This window comes from Williamsoniiplasma lucivorax ATCC 49196, from assembly GCF_000518285.1.
Classification (GTDB): Bacteria; Bacillota_I; Bacilli_A; order Mycoplasmatales; family Mycoplasmataceae; genus Williamsoniiplasma; species Williamsoniiplasma lucivorax.
Genome location: NZ_JADH01000009.1, coordinates 22,033 through 42,273 on the forward strand (window position 1 = coordinate 22,033; position 20,241 = coordinate 42,273).

A 20,241-nucleotide genomic window follows, 5' to 3' on the forward strand; every position below is an offset into this window, starting at 1 on the left:
TACCTCTCTCTATTTGTCGTCAATAAAATCTTCCATTCTTTGCCCAACTAATTCGACGACATCTTTGGCTTTACCAGTTTCTTTAATTTTCAATTGTGCGACTGCTGTTTCAATTAAATTAGCAATATTTCTTCCAGCTTTAACTGGGATTTTTAAATATGGAATGTTTTGATCTAAAATGCTCACATTTTTATATTCATTCCCTAAACGGTCTGTATCATCAATTCCGTGTTGACCAAAAGGAATTAATTCTATTTGCATATTAATTTCAGTTTCAGTCATAATTGCTTGATACCCATTAGTTCAAGAAACATCAACAATCCCAATTCCTCTCATTTCAATTAAATTTTGTAAAATCGGATGTGATTTCCCATAAATTTTATTATTTTTATTAATTAAAACAATGCGGTCATCACCAACAAACATATGGTTTCTTTTAATAATATCCATCGTAGTTTCTGATTTACCAATCCCACTAGCTCCAGTAATTAAAATTCCTTTACCAAAGATATTCACTAGAGATGCATGCATCTCTAGTTGAGGAGCAAAATAATCATCATATTCATCAAGAATTTTTTTAGTTAAAGTTGATGTTGAAATATCCATATTTGCAAACAATAATGGAAAATTTAATTTTTGAGCAACAGCAACTAATTGTGGGTCATGAAATTTTTTAGTTACGATAATCCCAGGAATCCCACACTTAATTAATGTTTCATATTTTTCAGTTTTCACAGCATCATCAAATTGCTGCATATAATGAAATTCTTTTGAAGATAGTAGGACAAGACGTCTTAAATTATCTGTCATTGTTTCAAAAAAACCAGCCAATTCTAAACCAGCACGGTTCAAACCATATGATTTGATTTGAGTGTGAGAAATTTTATCTTGACCAGATAAAATTTCTAAATTAAATTTGCTTGCAATATCACATAAAAAAAGTTTTTTCATTTTCGCTCTCTTTTCTTATATAGATTATACTTGGTTTGCGTTCAAAATTGGTTTTTGATATTTTATTTTACACGATTCATAAAACAATGAAAAAGTGATTTTATGGATAAAAAAATCACAAACTTTTGTGAAGTTGTGAATCTTATAATAAGTTTTGCTTGTTCTCAGCATCAATCTTAAACTGCTGATATCTTTTTATTTATTAAGAACATTAGCGATGTTACGCATGTATTTAATGAGTTCTTTTTTAGTCATCCCACGTAAATCGGCATTTTGCATACTTTTATGATTTGGTCCCACTAATGAACGCATTTGATTGGCATGTTTTTGAAGTTCGCTTCTTGGTTCAAGAATGCTGGCCGATCCATCAATTTTAGCTCTTTCTTGAACAGACATTTGACTTTTTTTCAGCATTCTTTCTTCAAACATTTTAAGAATTTTTTCTCTTTCTGCATCTTGAACAGCATTTCTTAATGCTTCTTCATGTTTTACTTGTTCTAGTCTTTCTTTTGCTTCTTGTTGTTTTAATTCAGTTGCATATTTAGCTTCTAGTTTAGCTAAATAATCATATTCATGTTGATAATTATTATTGATTGCTTTGGTTTCTGGTTCAGGAATAACTATCATTTCGGGTACTTTTTTAATTTCTGAATTATTAATTGCTTTGGTTTTTTCTGTTTGGTTAAAATTTGGTTGGGCATTAAAAATAACTTGAATTGGATTGGGATTATTATTTTCACCTTTCATTTCATGGATAACATGTTGATCACGATTATTTTTTGTGAAAAATGAAACAATTAATGCTATCAAAGCCACACCCATTGCTGTGGTTGCCACGATTAAAATAGCATAATTAGCTGCAATGTTATAAACAAAGTTTGTCGGATTAATATTGCTACCATCAAATCACCATTGATCAATAACTACCCAACTAGACCCTAGTCATTTATAAGGAAATGCCGAGCTTAATGATCAACTATTTTCCTTGAGCGGAGAAAACATATTACTAATTGTTCAACTACTGATGTGTGATGTGTCAATGTTTAACCACTTAATAAAAATACCTAGCAAAAGTGCTGCTAAACTGACTACTAAAAATATTCAAAATATTGTTCTTGCTATTTTCTTGTTTTGTTTTGTTTTATTCATTTCTTCATTCCTTCTTCCTCTAAGAATGTTTAGTGCAAACTAGTTACAATCTAAATGTTTTGTTTATTCTCACAATATTTTTTTCTCAACCACTTTATCTAAAATTTTACTGTTTACTGGTTTATAAATATGCTTGATTTTGTTTTAAATTTTATTTAAAACATCTTGTTCATCATTACTCAATTACATGTAATTGATATCAATCATTTGGCTCTACTAATTAATCAAAACCAATCTCACAAACCAATAGTTGTAACACAACTTATAATCATTATTAAATTGATAATACTACTAATAATTTCCTCACCAATCCTCCTACTCTTTGATTATATATTTGGTTGGTGTGGGTCTTAATTAACATTGAAATAGGAGAAAAAAAATAATTGTTGTTATGAAATCAAAATCAATTATGATGATTAGACAATATAATTAGAAACTGGAATATTTAAAATAAATGCTAAACTATAAAATTGGTTGCACCATTTCTTCATGAAACACTTGAATTGAAGAATTCAATTCAGGTATTTTCTTAAATGGCTGTTTAATTCAATTAAGTTTTGGGTTAATTCATTCTCATCTACTAGTAAAAAGTTGGTTTTTTAGGGTAGTATTTGCCAATTAAACCGTTGCCATTTTCAAAACAATTTTAAATTCTTTTTCACTCACTTAATATTAATTCTATATGCGTCATTTTTACATCTTATAAGATTATTTTACCTTTTTAGGTGGCATGACCAATTTTATAATTCAGTTCTTGCAACCCCAATATCTAAATCCCTATTTCTTTGTTAATAAAAAGCAATAACTTTGGATTTTATAATTAATATTGAGGGAGGTTATAAATAATGAAAAAGTTATTAAGCCTATTATCAAGTGTGCTTCTCATTAGTGGAAGTGTCGCAACCGTTGTTGCATGCGGGATTCGTATTGATCCCCAAGATGAAAAAAAAGACATCTCCAGAATCCAAATTACTGATGTAAAAGTGGGTGATCAGGAACAACATGTCTTGTCTAAAATCGGAACCAAAATTAAAACACTTTATTCTCAAGCAGAAATTAATGGCGATTATGTCATTGAGGGTTTAGAACTTTTGGTGACAAATAAAACCATTGAACAAGAAGGAGCAATTAGTGTTGTTGCTATCGGGGACCATTTGGTTGGTGGATTTATTTTAGAAATCAGAGAAAATGATTCAACAACAACCCCGTTGCCACCAAACCCAACTAATCCAGGTCCAAACCATCACAAAGAAGATATCTCTAAAATTTTAATCACTAATGTCTTCAATAATACAAATATAGATCAGGTTAAAAAAATAGTTAGTGAAGCGATCAATAAGAAAGCACAAGGTGCTATTTTTGGTCTTGATTACACAATATCTGGTAATCCACAAAAAAATAGAATTATCACTGTTAAAGCAACAAGTCTAAGTAAATGAATTAAAGGTGCATTTACTATTAATGTTAAAAAATCTGATAAAGAAGATATTTCAAAGGTACAAATTAATGATATTAAAGTTAAAGATTCTAAACAAATTGTTTTAAATAGAATTCAAACTGAAATAAGTCGTTTTTATTCAGAGGCACAAATTAACACTGATTATACAATTGATGGTTTAGATAACTTAGTTCAAGGTGGTGTAGTGGTTGATCAAGGAAGTGTTAATGTTGCAGCTAAAGGTGAACATCTAACTGGTGGATTTGTGTTATGAATTCGTGAATCAAATTCAACAACTGAACCAATTGGTCCAAATCCACCAAGTCCAACTAAATTACAAGATATTTCAGACATTCAAATTATTGGTGTTTTAAACACTACAACCATTAGTGAGGTTGAAGAAAAAGTGGCTGAGAAAATCATAAAAAAATCTCCAAATGCTAAGTTGAACATTGATTATAAAATTGATGGCAATCCACAAGAAAACACCATAATTATGGTTCAAGCAACCACAACAAGTAAATTAATTAAAAATTCATTTACTATTCAAGTTGAAAAAGTTGAAATTGGAACTGATATTAAAGATATCGAACAAGAATTAAAAAAAATATTAAATCCGCAAATTATAGACCCAAGTCAAATAATGAATCATTCTTGAGATAAAACAGAATTGCAAAAAAAAGTACAAGAAAAATATGAAGGTGTGACAGTAGAAATGTTACCAAAAACACAATTAAATAATTTCGAATCTCACCTTGATAATTGAAAATTCGTGGGTAATCGAGAAACAAATAATCAGCTTCCATACTATGGAAGTATTAATATTGAGCATCAATGATCGGCAGATAAAACAGAAAATGTTAGTGTTATTTATGATTGACTTCGCGAACAGATTGGAAAAAAAGATAGTGATTTTTGAAGTGCTAATGATTTACAAGACAAAATTAATAATCAATATGGTAAAGATCAAATAACAATTAGCCATACAGGAGACAATACTGATTTGCACGTTAGAGAATTTAAAGTAATTGGTAATGCGCAAAATAATGAAAATGCAAAATATAGTGGTGAGATTAGAGCATTTCAAGTTTTGGATAGAAATAACCAATCAAAAACAATTTATTTTGATGAAAAGGTAAAGAGCATAAAAGCAAAACAAGGTAGTGCCCCAGAAGGAACTAAAGAAGTTATTCATATTGGGTGAGATGATCTTAAAAAGGGATATCAAATGCCACAAACTATTTTAAGAGTTCCTAATTATATAAGCACTCAAATAATTGATTTAAGTAATATGTTTAGACTAACAAAGGAATTTAATGACAACATTAATTCATGAAATACTGGAAATGTTGAAAATATGGAAAAAATGTTTAATATAGCATATGAATTTAATCAAAATTTAAACAATTGAAATACAAAAAATGTCAAAAAAATGGTTGGGATGTTTGCTGATGCAAGAAAATTTAATGGTCCTATCGGAAATTGAAATACTGAAAATGTCGAAAATATGGCTGAAATGTTTCAAAATGCAGAAGTTTTTAATCAAGATATTTCAACTAAATTATTACCAAATGGTATTAAAGTTTGAGACACTTCAAAAGTAACAGATATGCATCAAATGTTTGAAAATGCAAATTCCTATCGCAATGATTTATCAGAATGAAATGTGAGTGGGGTCACAAATGCTATAACTTTTACTAATGTTGAAGAGTGAAAATGGCAATTAAGACCTAGATTTACAATTAAATCGGTATTTGGTGATGGGGCAACTGTTTTACCTAATTTTTCGAAGAAGCCAAACAAAGAAGATCTGATTAAAGTATTATTATATCTTTATAGAGAAAATGGTTTAATAAGAGAGAGTTTTGAAATAGCCAATATCAGTTATGGCCAACCCAGTGGGACCCCTGATGTAAAAGGTGGAATTGCATATATTGTCGGGGTTGATATGTATATTGGAGAACACGAGGTTATTTTTAATTACCGTATCAAATAATGTTCTTAATATTTCAATTAGTGAATAAAAATGTCGTAAAATTTTGTTTTAAATACTAAATTTATAAATGGAAACATGCTGTTTCCGTTTTTTTAAAATAAATTCGATGAACACGATAATTTACGATAATCACAATCGTTAATAAAGTTATTGTTTCTATTGATTTTAAACTTTAAAAAGCTATATAATATTTATGAGATCAATTCTCAAGAGTAAGGCGAATTATAAAAAAGCATTACAATACTTAACTAGTAGCAAAAACAAAAACTATTAAAATATATAACGTAATTATGAAATTTTAAATTTCTGTTTTTTACATTTATTATAGATGTGTAACACATGTAAATTATTTTTTGGGACAATCTCATTTTAAAACAAAACATATGAAAGGAAAAAATTATGAAAAAATTACTTGTTTTATTAAACGGCATTTTTGTTGCTTCTGTGGGTATTATACCCGTGGTTGGGTTTTCACAAAAAACACCCAACATTACCAATTCTCTAATTAAAGAAGAAAAAATAAATATTAATACACTTTTGGACATTACAGATCTAGGTGACGTAGCTAATGCAGAAATCAATAATTTAGAAAAAATTATTAAAATCAAAAACCCAAATTTAAAAAATGCTTTTTTTAAAATGAACATAACAAGTTCTTCAACTGTTCTTATAAAAGGAATTGATGAATATAGTGGCGAAGTTACTGTAACCTTTAACAATTTAAATCTTCCTAATCCAAATCCAAATGAATTAGATATATCTAAATTAATTGGGATAAAAAATTTAGGTATTATTCCCAATAAGAAAAACTCAACAATTAAAAAGAACATTTTAGTTAAAAACCCTGCTGCTGAAGAAGCTGAATTCTCAATGGAGATTAATGTCAATAAAAAAGAGGTTAAATTAGAAGGTGAAAATAAGTATTTTGGTGAAGTCACAATTAAATTCGATTTACCAAAATCAAAAGTCAATATTAATGAGATTTTGAAAATTGCAGATTTAGGTTCTGTTCCAAATATTGAAAAAAAGACAATTGAAAATTTATTAAATGCTAAAAATCCAGAATTAACAAAAGCTACTTACAATGTTGAAGTTTTGTCACCGAATGCTGCTTTCATTATAGGGTACGGCAATTACACAGGACGTGCAGAAATAAAATTTAACAACTTAAATCTAGACAAACCAGAAGATAATGAACGTGATATTTCTAAATTAATCTTAATAAGAGATTTGGGAGATATACCTAATGCGAAAGACTCAACAATTAAAAAGAACATTTTAGCTAAAAACCCAGGAGCTGAAAAGGCTGAATTCTCAATGGAAAGTTTAAATCGTGCCAGAAAAATGACATTAGAAGGTGAGGGCGAATACTATGGAAAAGTAGATATTAGCTTTAACCCATTATCAGTTTCTCCGAGCCCACAAAAAAATATTAAAGATGTCATTAAAAATCAATATTTAGGAGAAATTGGAGAAGTTAATATTTTAACTATTAGAAATGCAATTTTACAAAATAACCCAGAAGCTGCTAGTGCAACTTTCGACATTGTTTTAATTGATAATACAAGTGCAAAAATAATTGGAAACGGCCTTTATGTTGGAGAAGTGATTGTTAACTTTAAATCTTCACAAGCAGAAAATAATATTGAAAAATTAATTACAAAAACATATATAGGATATTTAAATTTTGCAAAAGACGATGATATTAAAGAAGGAATACTCGATAAAAACCCAGCAGCTGGGAATACAAATTTTGAGATTTATAACATTCAAAGTGATGCATATTCTGGAACTGCTAAAGTTCGAGGTATTAAGCCAAATTATGGTAATGTGATCATTAAATTTGATTTAAAAAAAGATATTAATGAATTAGCACAAACCCTTAAATGAAAAACTGATTTAGGCTTGATTTCAAATCCTACTAGTGAAAGTATTAAACATAAATTTCAAGTTATTAATAATATATTAGAAAATAATAATATTTCATTTGAAATTACAAACATAACCAAAACAAGCGCTATTTTAAAAGGTGTTGGAATTTACAAAGGTCAAATTGAATTAACTTTTATTAATGAAACTATTGAAAATGAAATTCAAAATTTAAAACGTGAATTGCAAAAGTTAGTTTATGAAAAGGAAAATGAATGATGGTATGGATACTCTTTAGAGGCGGCTATTAGAGACAAGGGTATAGCTCCCATGGGTTCTATAAAAGTAACCGAAGGAAGATATAATGAAAAATGAAAAACAAAAGAATTTATTTTTGTTTCAACAGATAATAATATATCTTTAGGTGAATTACGAGTTTTCCAAGTTTTGAATAAGGAAAATCAAACAAATACAATCTTTATTGATCCATTAACTGGCGAAATTAATGGCACTAATAGCATAATTCCTGAGAAGACTAAAATAATTGCTCACATTGGTTCATATAATACAGTAGCACATAAATTACCCAATACAGTTATTGAAGTTCCAAATTATATTATTAAAAAAATAACATCATTAAATTCACTTTTTAAAGATGCTCACGATTTTAATGGTGACATAACATTATGAGACACAAGCAATATTATTTATATGGATTTTATGTTTAACGGATCTTGAAAATTTAATCAAAACATTGGTAAATGGCAAGTTTCTAAAGTAATTAGTATGTCAAACATGTTTAATGATGCTTCTTCATTTAATCAAAACATTTCTCAATGAGAAACTTCAAAAGTAAGAAATATGAATTCAATGTTTAGATATGCTTCTTCATTTAATCAAAATTTAAGTAATTGAAATGTAAAACAAGTAAGCAATGCAAAAGAATTTGCCCTTGGAACTAATTTACAAGGTAATTGACTACCAAAATTTAATTTTGGTGTAACTAAACAAAATTAACTAATATAACAAGGGATAACTTAAATTTATTACTAAAAAGTGATTTTAATTATGATTTAATAATTTCATCACTTTTTTGATGGGCCACGTCTTCAAAGTTTTGTGTTTTCTTTTTATGCCCAATTCTCAGTTTTTTCACTTTACGAAGAATTGATGTTAAATCACCGTGTTTGGCACATCAAACTGTTTGTTCACGATTGCTCACACGAGCAACCAAAAAGTAGGTAACTCTAAATGAAACAATAACCATTGAAGCATATATTGGACATTGAACGATAAAGAGCAACGGTTTTGGAATACCAACACTTCCTGTGATTGAAATTCCACCTAGATATAATCAATAATAATGGAAGAAGCTTCCAACCGAAGTGATTTGCGGGCTTTTTGATAATATTAAAATCGGATTAAAGACCATTAAGTGCAATATTGAACATATCGCCATGTAAACAATTGTTTTAATAATTCATCAACTTGTTTTACGGTCTAAAAAAACCATGGCCCCCATTACACCATACATTACTTTGATAAACATATATCCAGCATTGAATTCTCCAGCTGAATTAATAATAAACCCAGTTAAATCAGCAGCCATAGCGTTAATAATGCCGGCAAGTGGTCCAAAAAGCATTCCTGATAAAAAAATAACAAAATTACCAATCATAAATGATGAGCCCATAATTCTAATGTTGTAACCAATAACATTAGTCAAAACAATACTTAATGCAACAAGCATGCCCATTGCTGAAATATTAAAAATTGTTAATCTCTTATAAGAAAATTTTTCAATAAATACTGCTCCAATAAAGAAGATGACAATTGCTGAAATAGCAATTGTGTTTGTTAATATAAAATACATTTTTACCCCCTATTATAAAATCATTCATAAACTAGTGGAATAAAATACAAACTCCCACAAATTAAAATGTCTTTATCATTGTTTTCGATCAAAAACTGTTTTCAATCCTTCACTTTATTAGCTATATTTATTTGACCTATATCTCAAGATTTTAGATGATCAAAATTAGTAATAAAAACTTTTGTGAAATTTTGCTTTAATAAAGCCAAAATTTCTTGATGATTTTTATGTGAACTGGAACCAAACAAAACAATTGGTTGTCAATTTTGTTTTTGCGTTGTTTGAATTAATTGAGCAATTCCATCCAAATTATGGGCTCCATCAATAACTCATTTGGGTGATGATTTTAATTCTGTATATCTTCCTAAAAAGGGGATTATCGTTAAATCATAATTCTTAATTTCTAAAATCTTTAATGTTTCAAACACCAATCCTTTATTGCCTTGTTGATAATAAATTGGATCAACAAATTTCTTAGCTCAGATAACTTTTATATCTTTAACTTGTAAAATTTTATCAATCGTTTTTTTGTATTTCAAGTTATCAATAGAAATAATTAAAATTGTTTTCGGTTTGACAATACCTAATTTCTGTTTCAAAATGTGTTCCACATCTGCACCTAAAACATCAGTGTGGTCAAGCGAAACCGAAGTTAGTAATGTCATAAGTTGGTCGGACATTAGATTAGTTGAATCCTTAACTCCACCAATTCCAGCTTCAACAACTGCAATATCTACTTTTTGATCATTAAAATAGAGGATCATGATTAAAGTTCAGATTTCAAAAAAAGTTAACTTATATTCTTGAATATCTTCTTCAATCATTGCTAAATATTTTCTTAAATCTTGATCACTAATCATTTCATTATTAATTTGAATTCTTTCATTGTGATAAATAAAAGCTGGCGAAATAAATAAACCAACTTTGGAATATTTTTGTTTTAAATTTTGTGAAAGTAAAAATGAGGTAGAACCTTTACCATTGGTTCCAACCACATTAATTGTGGGAATATTTTTTTCGGGATGATTTCATTTTTTTAATACTTTAGACAAATTGTATTCTTGAGCAAATCGTTCTCTTATTGGAATTAGTTCTTGATCAACTTTAATCATTTAAATACCTCTTTAAATATTCTCCAGTATAAGAATTTTTCACACTAGCAACTTGTTGTGGTGTTCCAGTCGCGACGATTTGCCCACCAAGTGTGCCTCCTCCAGGTCCTAAATCAATAATATAATCAGCCACTTTAATAAAATCTAAATTATGCTCAATAGCAATCACGGTGTTCCCTAAGTTAACTAATTTATTTAAAACTTCAATTAAACGTTTGACATCATCAATATGTAAACCAGTGGTTGGTTCATCTAATAAAAAAACAGTTTTGCCAGTTGCTTTTTTCAATAAGTAAGTTGATAATTTAACTCTTTGAGCTTCTCCTCCACTTAAAGTTGTGGCTGATTGACCAAGACGAATATAGCCTAAACCAACCTCAAAAATAGCTTGTAGTTTTTGCTTGATTTGTGGAATATTAAAGAAGAATAACAACGCTTCTTCAATATTCATATTTAAAACATCATTGATGTTTTTCCCTTTATATTTAACTTGTAAAGTTTCACTATTGTAACGTCGGCCTTCACAAATTTCACAAACTACTTCAACACTTGGCATAAATTGCATTGAGATCGTAATCACACCATCGCCTTGACAATGTTCGCATCTTCCCCCAGGAACATTAAAAGAAAATCTTCCTTTTTTATAACCACGAATTTTTGCTTCATTAGTTTCAGCAAACAAATCACGAATATCATCAAAAACACCAGTATAAGTGGCTGGATTACTACGCGGGGTTTTCCCAATTGGTTCTTGGGAAATATAAATCGCTTTATCGATATTTTCTAAACCTTTAATTTGTTCATATTTCCCAGTTGTAACGACTGTTTTAGAAATATATTTATGAATGCCTTTGTAAATAATATCTTCTAGTAGAGTTGATTTTCCACTACCACTAACCCCAGTTATACAAATAAATTTATTCAAAGGAACAGTCACATTAATATTTTTTAAATTGTTTTCACTAGCTTTAATAATTTCTAATTTTTTGCCATTCCCTCCACGAGCATGTTTGGGCACTGGAATTGTTAATTTGTGCGCTAAATATTGACCAGTAATAGAATGGTCAGCATTTAAAATATCTTGATAAGTTCCATTAAAAACAATTTCTCCACCATGTTCTCCAGAACCAGGACCAATATCAACAATTCAGTCAGCTTGTTTCATTGTATCTTCATCATGTTCGACAACAATCAAAGTATTGCCTAAATCTCTTAAGTGTTTTAAAGTGCTTAATAAACGATCATTATCTTTTTGATGCAAACCAATACTTGGTTCATCTAAAACATATAAAATCCCAGTTAGCTGTGAACCAATTTGTTTGGCTAACCTAATTCGTTGCCCTTCACCACCACTCAAAGTGGTGGCACTTCTTGATAAGTTTAAATAACTTAAACCAACTTCATTTAAAAAACTAATTCGTGAAATAATTTCTTTTAAAACCAATTCCGAGATTTTGATTTGGTTTTCAGTTAATTTAACTTTTAAAATAAAATCTAATTCTTGATCAATTGTCATTTCAGTAAATTCATAAATCGATTTTTCTTCAATTTTAATTGATAAAGCAGTCGGGTTTAATCTCGCTCCTTTACATCCTGTACAAGTAATTGAAGCCATATATTTGGTGTAATATTTTCGTGCATCTTCACTGGTGGTTTCAAAATAACGACGATTAATTAAAGAAGCAATCCCTTCAACATAATCAAATTTATCATAACGATTCCCACTAGCTGAAACCAGCTTAATTTCCAACTCTTCATCACTACCATTTAAAATCACACGCAGTTGTTTTGGTGTTAATTTTTCAATTGGTAGTTCTTGATCAATATAGTAATAATCACATAAAGTTCTAAATCTTTGTCATTCTAAATTATCAGTGCCGACTGTGTTTTTTAAATATAAAATTCCACCTTGTTTAATACTTAAACTTTTATCAGGAATAATTAAATCTGAATCAGCTGATAAATTAACTCCTAACCCATTACAAGTTTCACAAGCTCCAAGAGGAGCATTAAAAGAAAATAGTCTAGGTTCCATTTCTGGAATGGTAAAACCACAAGTACTACATGAATATGATGTGGAAAAAAACTTATCTTCTTTGTGTTTTGTCTTGGGGTAATGTATTTTAATTAATCCATCAGAATATTTAATTGCTAGTTCCATCGCAGCATACATTCTTGAATGAATTTCTTCATCATCACGATAAACAATTCGATCAATCACAATATCAAGATTATGTCTTGTGTTTTTATCTAAATGGATTTCTTCAGTTAATAATTTAATTTCTCCATCAACTTGAACACGAAGAAAACCTTCTTGTTCAAGTTTTTCTAATTCTGTTTTAAAAGTTCCTTTTTTATCACGAGCAATGGGAGCTAAAATATAAATTTGTTCATTTTCTTGAGTACTTTTTTGGACATTCAAAGTAATCTCTTTAATTGAACTAGCATTAATCACACCATGGCCATTAATACAATAAGGTACCCCAATTCTGGCATACAACAAACGTAAATAATCATAAACTTCAGTCACGGTTCCGACAGTTGAACGTGGGTTATGTGATGTGGTTTTTTGGTCAATGGAAATGGAAGGTGATAAACCCTCAATCGAATCTACATCAGGTTTTTCATTCCCGCCCAAAAATTGTCGAGCATAGGCTGAAAGTGATTCGATATATCTTCTTTTACCTTCAGCATAAATTGTGTTAAATGCTAAAGAAGATTTACCAGAACCTGATAAACCAGTAAAAACGATGAACTTTTCTTTAGGAATTTCTAAATCAATATTTTTTAAATTGTTTTCTCGGGCACCTTTAATAATAATTTTATTTTTACTCATTTTTGTTATCCATTCTTTTGTTGTTCTAATTCAATAATTGCATCCCTTAATGTTGCTGCTGTTTCAAAATCTAGTTCTTTTGCGGCTTGTAACATTTCAGTTCTAATTTGATCAATTGTTTGTTGAATCAATTCTTTTTTAGTTTTCACAGTTTTAACTGTATTAATTTTTTTCATAATTTTCAATGCTTTATCAGTTAAAACTGTGTCAGCTAAACTCTTGGTGATTGTTTTTGGTGTAATATTGTTTTCTATATTATACGCTTCTTGAATTGTTCTTCTACGATTAGTCTCATCAATTGCTTGTTTCATGGCATCAGAAATTGTATCAGCATAAAAAATAACTAAACCATTAACATTACGAGCAGCTCGACCAGTTGTTTGAATCAGTGATCTGGCATTTCTTAAGAACCCTTGTTTATCAGCATCAAGAATGCAGACTAAACTGACTTCTGGTAAATCTAAACCTTCTCTTAAAAGGTTAACTCCAATGATGCAATCATAAACCCCTTTTCTTAAATCATTTAAGATTTCACTACGTTCCAAGGTTTTTAATTCTGAATGCAAGTAAGCAACTTTGACACCACGTTCTTGCATATAATTAGTTAAATCTTCACTCATTCTAATTGTTAAAGTGGTGACGAACACACGTTCGTTATTCGCTTTTCTTTTGGCAATTTCGGCAATAATATCTTCAATTTGACCAACACTTTTTCTCACTTCAATAATTGGGTCTAACAAACCAGTTGGACGAATAATTTGTTGCACAAATTGATTATTGGTTTTCTCTAGTTCAAAATCACCAGGGGTTGCTGATGTATAAATAATTTGGTTTTGCAGTGAGAAAAATTCATCTTGATTTAATGGTCGGTTATCTAAAGCGCTCGGCAGCCTAAAACCATAATCAACAAGAGTTGTTTTTCTTGAACGATCAGTGTTGTACATCCCCTTGATTTGAGAAACCATAATATGTGATTCATCAATAATAGTTAAAAAATCTTTTTGGAAATAATCCAGCAAAGTATAAGGTCTTTGCCCTGGTTCACGAAAATCTAATTGTGCTGAATAGTTTTCAATCCCTGAGGTAAAACCAAATTCTGCTAATGATTCAAGATCATATTTTGTTCGTTGTTCCAAACGTTCAGCTTCTAATAATAAACCTTTTTCAACAAAGTAGTGTAATCTCTCATCTAGTTCTTTTTTGATATTTTGAATTGCCTTTTTCAACTTATCTTTCGGAGTCACATAAGCTTGGGCAGGATAAACTGTGATGGTTCTCGTTTTATTAATCACAGCACCAGTTAGTGTGTCTAAAATATCAATCATTTCGATTTCATTATCAAACATCGAAAGTCGAAACATCATGTTCGCAGTTCAACCAGGGACAATTTTAATAATGTCACCTTTAGCACTAAAAGTCCCGGGAGCATTTTCGATTTCATTTCTTGTGTAACCAGTTTGCACTAAAAAAGATAATAAATCACGTTTAGAAATTTGTTGATTTAGATTTAATTCAAAAAATGCATCAGCATAATCAACTGGATTTTGGCTAGCATAAATCGCGGCAACTGAGGCTACAACAATTGTGTCGTTGCGAGTGACTAGTGCATTCATTGCACTTAGTCTCATCATATCTAATTCAATGTTTTGACGAGCATCTTTATCAATATAAAGGTCTTTCGAAGGAATATAAGCTTCGGGTTGAAAAAAGTCAAAGTTCGAAACAAAATACTCAACACGATTGTTGGGAAATAATTCTTTAAATTCATAATAAAGCTGCATCGCCAATGTTTTATTGTGTGCCAGAACTAATGTTTGACGATTAACTTGATTAATCACATTAGCAATCGTAAAAGTTTTTCCAGTTCCAGTTGCACCAAGTAAAACTTGGTGCTTTTTGTTTACTTGCAAACCAGCAACTAATTGCTCAATTGCTTTTGGTTGGTCACCAGCTGGTTGATGTTTGGAAATTAATTCGAATTTTTGATTTTGTTTAAACATTACACTTTCTCCTTTCTAAAATTCAAAATTGACTAGAAATATTTCCTAGTCAAGATATAGAAGGTTAACCTAACCTAGTTTTACTAATCACATCTTCTTTTTCAGATTGTTTTTTCTTAGTTCTAACTTTTTTAGCAGTTGGTGGTCGGTCATCATCACCATCAGCTCGCATGATTGCCATTTGTTTAGCAACATTAGTTAAAATTTCTTTAACAAAATTTAAACTCATAATCACTTCTTCAGTTTTTGGTTCATCCGGATTGGCCATCATTTTTTCAAAATTTTCTTCAACTTCTTGGACAGTCATTTTATTAAAGTCTTTGATGTTGATTGCTTTCGCCATTTCTTCAATTTGGGTTTGCGTAATTTCGACTTCTTGACGTTTTTGATTAGTATCAAGTTTTTGTCCAGTTCGGCGTTCAATTTCAATTAACAATCCTAATAAAATATCATGGTGTAAAGCTAGTTGTTTTTGCACTTCATGATTACCTTCATTCGCTTCCATCAATTCGGTAAATTTCTTATTTAAATCTTCACGATTTAAATGGTCTTTTGTTAAACCATTAGTTTCGAGAATTTGGTCAATATCACGATCAGTGATATGGATTTCTTCTTGTGGTTCTGGTTCAGCATCTTCACGAATCACGATTCGTGATAATTTATCAACAACTTCATAAGCAATTGCAATTTTGGTTTTATTAAACAAGGTTGTGGCTTGTTCAATGTATTCAGCTAAGGGGTTATTTTGGGCATATTGTTGTAAATAAATTCCTGATCGTAATTTTGAAGCAATGTTAATATGTCTAGTTCAATATTCATCAAAAGCATTCAGAATAGTTTGTCTTTCCATTGGAAGAACAACATCTTCTGGAACATCAGCAACTCTATTTTTATAAAATTTCATCATTTCTTCAGCAATTTCTTTTGCTAAAGCAAGATTTTCTTTGTTTTCAAAATCACTAATTTTGAAAACACCATGAGCGACGAAATTGCCATCAAGAGCTTTAAGTAAAGCTTGGGTATCAATGGTTTTTTCACCACGTACAGTTTTTGAATTTTTAATGATTAATTCATAAGCAGTCGTAATTTGGAATTTCTTAATGACTGGTTTTTGGTCTTGAGCAAAAAGAATTTCATCACGTTGTGCATACATTGCTTCACGTTGTTGGGCCAAAATATTATCGTAATCTAAAACATCTTTACGTTGATCGAAGTTCATTCCTTCTAATTTCTTTTGAGCATTAGTGACAGATCTGGTAAACATTCTGGAATCAATGTGGTCATCACCTAAACTTTTTAGTCTTTCTCTTAATTTAGGAGTGGTGAAACGGACCATCATATCATCTTCCATTGAAATATAGAATCTTGATTTTCCAGGATCACCTTGACGTCCAGATCTTCCACGTAATTGGTTATCAATGCGTCGGGCTTCATTTCGTTCCACCCCAAAGACATATAATCCACCTAAACCTTTAACTTCTTCACTTAGTTTAATGTCGGTTCCACGACCAGCCATGTTAGTTGATAAGGTGATTGCTCCCCTTTGACCAGCTTTAGCGACAATTTCAGCTTCTCTTGAATGGTTTTTGGCATTAATCATTTCAAATTTTAAACCAGCTTTTTCTAAATAGTGGGAAATTTGTTCAGATGACTCAACTGAAGTTGTTCCAATCAGAATCGGGTTACCAATTTCGTGAATCATTTTAACATCAGCTACTAATTTTTTTAAAGCTGCATGTTTGGTTCCAAAGGTGAAATCATTTTCATCTTTTCGAATCACTGCACGGTTTGTTGGTGTACAAATCACACGAGTATTATAAATTTTAATAAATTCTTCTTCTTCAGTTTTAGCAGTTCCGGTCATCCCTGAAAGTTTTGCATATAAACGATAAAAGTTTTGGTAAGTAATTGTGGCAAGTGTTGTTGTTTCTTCTTCAATTTCCACGTGTTCTTTAGCTTGTAAAGCTTGTTGAAGGCCATCAGAATATGAACGTCCTTCCATGATTCTTCCTGTAAATTGGTCAATTAAAACAATTTCATTATCACGAACTGTATATTCAACACCTTCTTTAAAAGTAAATTGTGCTTTCAAAGCATTCATAATTAAGTGAAATAATTCAGTATTATTAATATCAAAAAGATTATCTAAAGAGAAGTATTCTTTGGCTTTTTGCATTCCTTGTTCAGTTAAAAAAACTTGTTTTGATTCTAAATCAATATCTAAGTCTTCTTTTAATTTAACTGTGGTAGAAAATTTATCAGCAATTTCATACATGTTTTTACGGTCACTATATCCACCAGAAATAATTAACGGGGTTCTTGCTTCGTCAATTAAAATTGAGTCAGCCTCATCAATAATGGCAAAGTTCAAACCTCTTTGAACTTTGGCACTTGGATCTTGGGCCATGTTATCTCTTAGATAATCAAACCCTAATTCAGAGTTGGTTGTATATGTAACATCTTGGGCATAAGCTTCTTTTTTCATTGATTTAGGTAAATTAGCACCATTCAATCCGACAGTAATTCCTAAAAGGTTATAAACTCTTCCGTTGATTTCACTATCACGTTGAGATAAGTATTCGTTAACAGTCACAATGTGCACACCTTTACCAGTTAAAGCATTTAAGTAAGCTGGAAATAAACCAGTTAAAGTTTTACCTTCCCCAGTTCTCATTTCTGCAATATCTCCACTATTTAAAATAATTGCCCCAATCAATTGCACTCGGTAAGTATTCAATCCTAAAATACGCTTCGCTGCCTCACGAACCACTGCATAAGCTTCCACTAATAAATCATCGATGTCTTCACCATCGCTAATTCTTTGTTTAAATTCTTCAGTTTTAATTTTAAAATCTTCATCGTTTAAAGCTGCCATTTTTGGCTCTAAGGCCAAAATTTGATCAGCAACTTTACCAAAGCGTTTAATTCATCTTTTATCACTTGCCATTATTAATATCTCCAATCATTATTTAATTATAAAATAATTAAGTAAAATATTCATTAAAAGGAGAGACTATGTTGGTGATTAAGAACGATTTTTATACAAATACTTCTGAAATTAAAAAATCTAAATTTATTACAATCATTGGCAAAGTTACTTCTCGAAATGAATTAGACCAATTTTTAAAAACATATTCCCAACAAGATGCCACCCATAATTGTTATGCTTATAAAATTGGGATTACTTTTCCTATCATCGGGATGAGTGACGATCATGAACCAAGTGGGGTGGCTGGTAAGCAAATTTTAAATGTTATTGAAAAAAATAATTTAACCAATCTTTGTATTTTAGTCGTCCGTTATTTTGGGGGCATTAAACTGGGTGCTGGTCCACTAGCTCGTGCTTATAGTCAAGCAGCAAGCAAACCAATCAAAGACATCGAATTAATTGAAATGGTCAAAGGTTTTGCATATCGTGTTGATGTCGGGATTACTGATTTAAAAAATTTAGAAAATTTTTTAAGAAGAGCAAAAATTGAAGTTTTGACTCGTGAATTTGCTGAACATGTCACTTTAAATTTTCATTATCAAAATGACCGACTTTTTGATAATGAAAATTTCAGTTTAATTAATTTAGAAATTATGAGTATTTTCTTACAATCAGCCAACTAAAAAGGTAAAATAAATTCAGATAAGGATTTTAAACCTTATCTATTGATTAGGGGTTTTCTTGTGTATGCCTTTAATTTAAATCAATGAGATTATAGTCTTGTTGAAATATTTAAAGGTAGATACTTTATGTTGGGTATTGAACTTTTAAATAATTTATTATAAGTTGATAAAGTTCACCAATTTAAAGAAGAAAATGACATCTAATGTAGGGGGTCAAAACTATAAATTAGTCTTTAAAACATTAAAGTAATGTTAATTTAGTTATGAGAAAAATGAAAAAAATTTTTCATAATTAAAAATAACAAAGAAGTTTAATTTAGTTAGGAAAGTACTTTCATTTTCAATTAAAGTGATACAATATCATAGTAAGGAAGCAAAATGATAATAGACAATGAACAACGTACGATTTTACTAATCGACGGGTATCATTTATTACATAAAGGATTTTATGGATCATTAAAACGTAAAACTCTTGCCGTTAACAGAGATGGTGTTCCAATTAACGCCATCTACACATTTGTAGCCAAAATAAATAGCTTAATAGAGATGGGAATTTACCACACTATCATAGTGACCTTTGACGTTGGAAATGGATGCTGAAGACGCGACTTATATCCTGAATACAAAGCCAAAAGAAAAGATACTCCAGAGGAATTAATTCCGCAAATGCAAATAATAAGAGAGTTTCTAACAGCAGCAAGAATTCCGTGATATGAAAAAGAAGAATATGAGGGTGATGATGTGATGGGCACAATTGTGAACATTGCATGCAAACTCGGTTATAATGTACACATTCTTTCAAACGATAAAGATACTTTTCAATTAGTAAGCGACAATACAAAAATTATTACAAGAACAAGTAAAAAAGAAAAACCAGAATTTATTGAAACTAGAGATGTTATTGAAAAAATTGGTTGTGAACCAGCACAAGTTCCAGATTTAAAAAGTTTGATGGGAGATTCATCAGACAACATTAAAGGAATTAAGTGCTTACACTACAACACAGCAACAAGCATCTTGAAAAAATATGGCACTATTGAAAATGTGTATAAACACATTGATGAGTTGCCTGCTAATGTAGCACAAAAATTTGTTGAAAATAAAGAACAAATTCTTTTAAACAAAAGAATTGCCACAATCCAAAGAAACTTAAATTTAGGTCGAATTGATCTAAGACCTCTAAAGGTTAACTGATATGGTTATTTAACTTTCTTGAAAAAACACAAGATGTGAGCTTTCACAGGTAGTGCTTTAAAAAAGATTGAAGAAATTAAGAAAAAGGAATTTAAACCTCAAGTAAAAAAAGGCAATGCCGATGCTATTTGAGTCAAAAAATGCCAAAATAAAAATGCTGAATAGCATTTAATAAAGCTAAAAAAGGAGCATTGATTTGCTCCTTTTTTAG

Annotated in this window: 11 protein-coding genes; 4 read left to right on the forward strand and 7 right to left on the reverse strand. The window is 30.0% G+C overall.

Annotated features, from left to right (window positions below; translation table 4 throughout):
* Positions 1-9: 9 nt before the first annotated feature.
* On the reverse strand, positions 10-951 hold the full coding sequence (gene hprK, locus P695_RS0102790; protein WP_028126752.1) for an HPr(Ser) kinase/phosphatase: 942 nt from the start codon (positions 949-951) through the stop codon (positions 10-12).
* A gap of 195 nt (positions 952-1,146) precedes the next feature.
* Entirely contained in the window at positions 1,147-2,100 is a 954-nt protein-coding gene (locus tag P695_RS0102795; protein WP_028126753.1) for a hypothetical protein, read from the reverse strand.
* An 845-nt stretch (positions 2,101-2,945) separates the two neighbouring features.
* On the opposite strand from P695_RS0102795, the gene P695_RS05900 reads away from it, so the two are divergent.
* Both P695_RS05900 and P695_RS05905 read left to right on the forward strand, forming a co-directional pair.
* The gene (locus P695_RS05900; RefSeq protein WP_051437366.1) at positions 2,946-5,534 is read left to right on the forward strand and encodes a BspA family leucine-rich repeat surface protein; all 2,589 of its coding nucleotides are present in this window, start codon (positions 2,946-2,948) and stop codon (positions 5,532-5,534) included.
* A gap of 399 nt (positions 5,535-5,933) precedes the next feature.
* Entirely contained in the window at positions 5,934-8,420 is a 2,487-nt protein-coding gene (locus P695_RS05905) for a BspA family leucine-rich repeat surface protein (protein ID WP_051437367.1), read from the forward strand.
* Positions 8,421-8,469: 49 nt separating this feature from the next.
* Here P695_RS05905 and P695_RS0102810 read toward each other — a convergent pair whose 3' ends face one another.
* The 5 genes from P695_RS0102810 to secA all read right to left on the reverse strand — a co-directional run bounded on the left by P695_RS0102810 (position 8,470) and on the right by secA (position 18,171).
* Positions 8,470-9,276 carry a folate family ECF transporter S component gene (locus P695_RS0102810; RefSeq protein WP_028126754.1) on the reverse strand — a complete coding sequence of 269 codons (807 nt, stop codon included), beginning with the start codon at positions 9,274-9,276 and terminating at the stop codon, positions 8,470-8,472.
* A 2-nt stretch (positions 9,277-9,278) separates the two neighbouring features.
* A complete protein-coding gene (locus P695_RS0102815) occupies positions 9,279-10,388 on the reverse strand; it encodes a bifunctional folylpolyglutamate synthase/dihydrofolate synthase (RefSeq protein WP_028126755.1) in 1,110 nt (369 codons plus the stop codon).
* On the reverse strand, positions 10,381-13,224 hold the full coding sequence (gene uvrA, locus P695_RS0102820) for an excinuclease ABC subunit UvrA (RefSeq protein ID WP_028126756.1): 2,844 nt from the start codon (positions 13,222-13,224) through the stop codon (positions 10,381-10,383). The genes P695_RS0102815 and uvrA overlap by 8 nt, the downstream gene beginning before the upstream one ends.
* Positions 13,225-13,229: 5 nt before the next feature.
* Complete coding sequence (gene uvrB / locus P695_RS0102825) at positions 13,230-15,224, reverse strand: excinuclease ABC subunit UvrB (protein WP_028126757.1); 1,995 nt, start codon at positions 15,222-15,224, stop codon at positions 13,230-13,232.
* 64 nt (positions 15,225-15,288) lie between these two features.
* Entirely contained in the window at positions 15,289-18,171 is a 2,883-nt protein-coding gene (secA, locus tag P695_RS0102830; RefSeq protein WP_028126758.1) for a preprotein translocase subunit SecA, read from the reverse strand.
* A 68-nt stretch (positions 18,172-18,239) separates the two neighbouring features.
* Between secA and P695_RS0102835 the strand changes: the two genes are divergently transcribed.
* Together P695_RS0102835 and P695_RS05485 are read left to right on the forward strand one after the other, a co-directional pair.
* The gene (locus P695_RS0102835) at positions 18,240-18,836 is read left to right on the forward strand and encodes an IMPACT family protein (protein WP_028126759.1); all 597 of its coding nucleotides are present in this window, start codon (positions 18,240-18,242) and stop codon (positions 18,834-18,836) included.
* Between the two features lie 378 nt (positions 18,837-19,214).
* Positions 19,215-20,195 (forward strand): 5'-3' exonuclease, encoded by a 981-nt coding sequence (locus P695_RS05485; protein ID WP_104207567.1) that lies wholly within the window; start codon positions 19,215-19,217, stop codon positions 20,193-20,195.
* Positions 20,196-20,241: the final 46 nt, after the last annotated feature.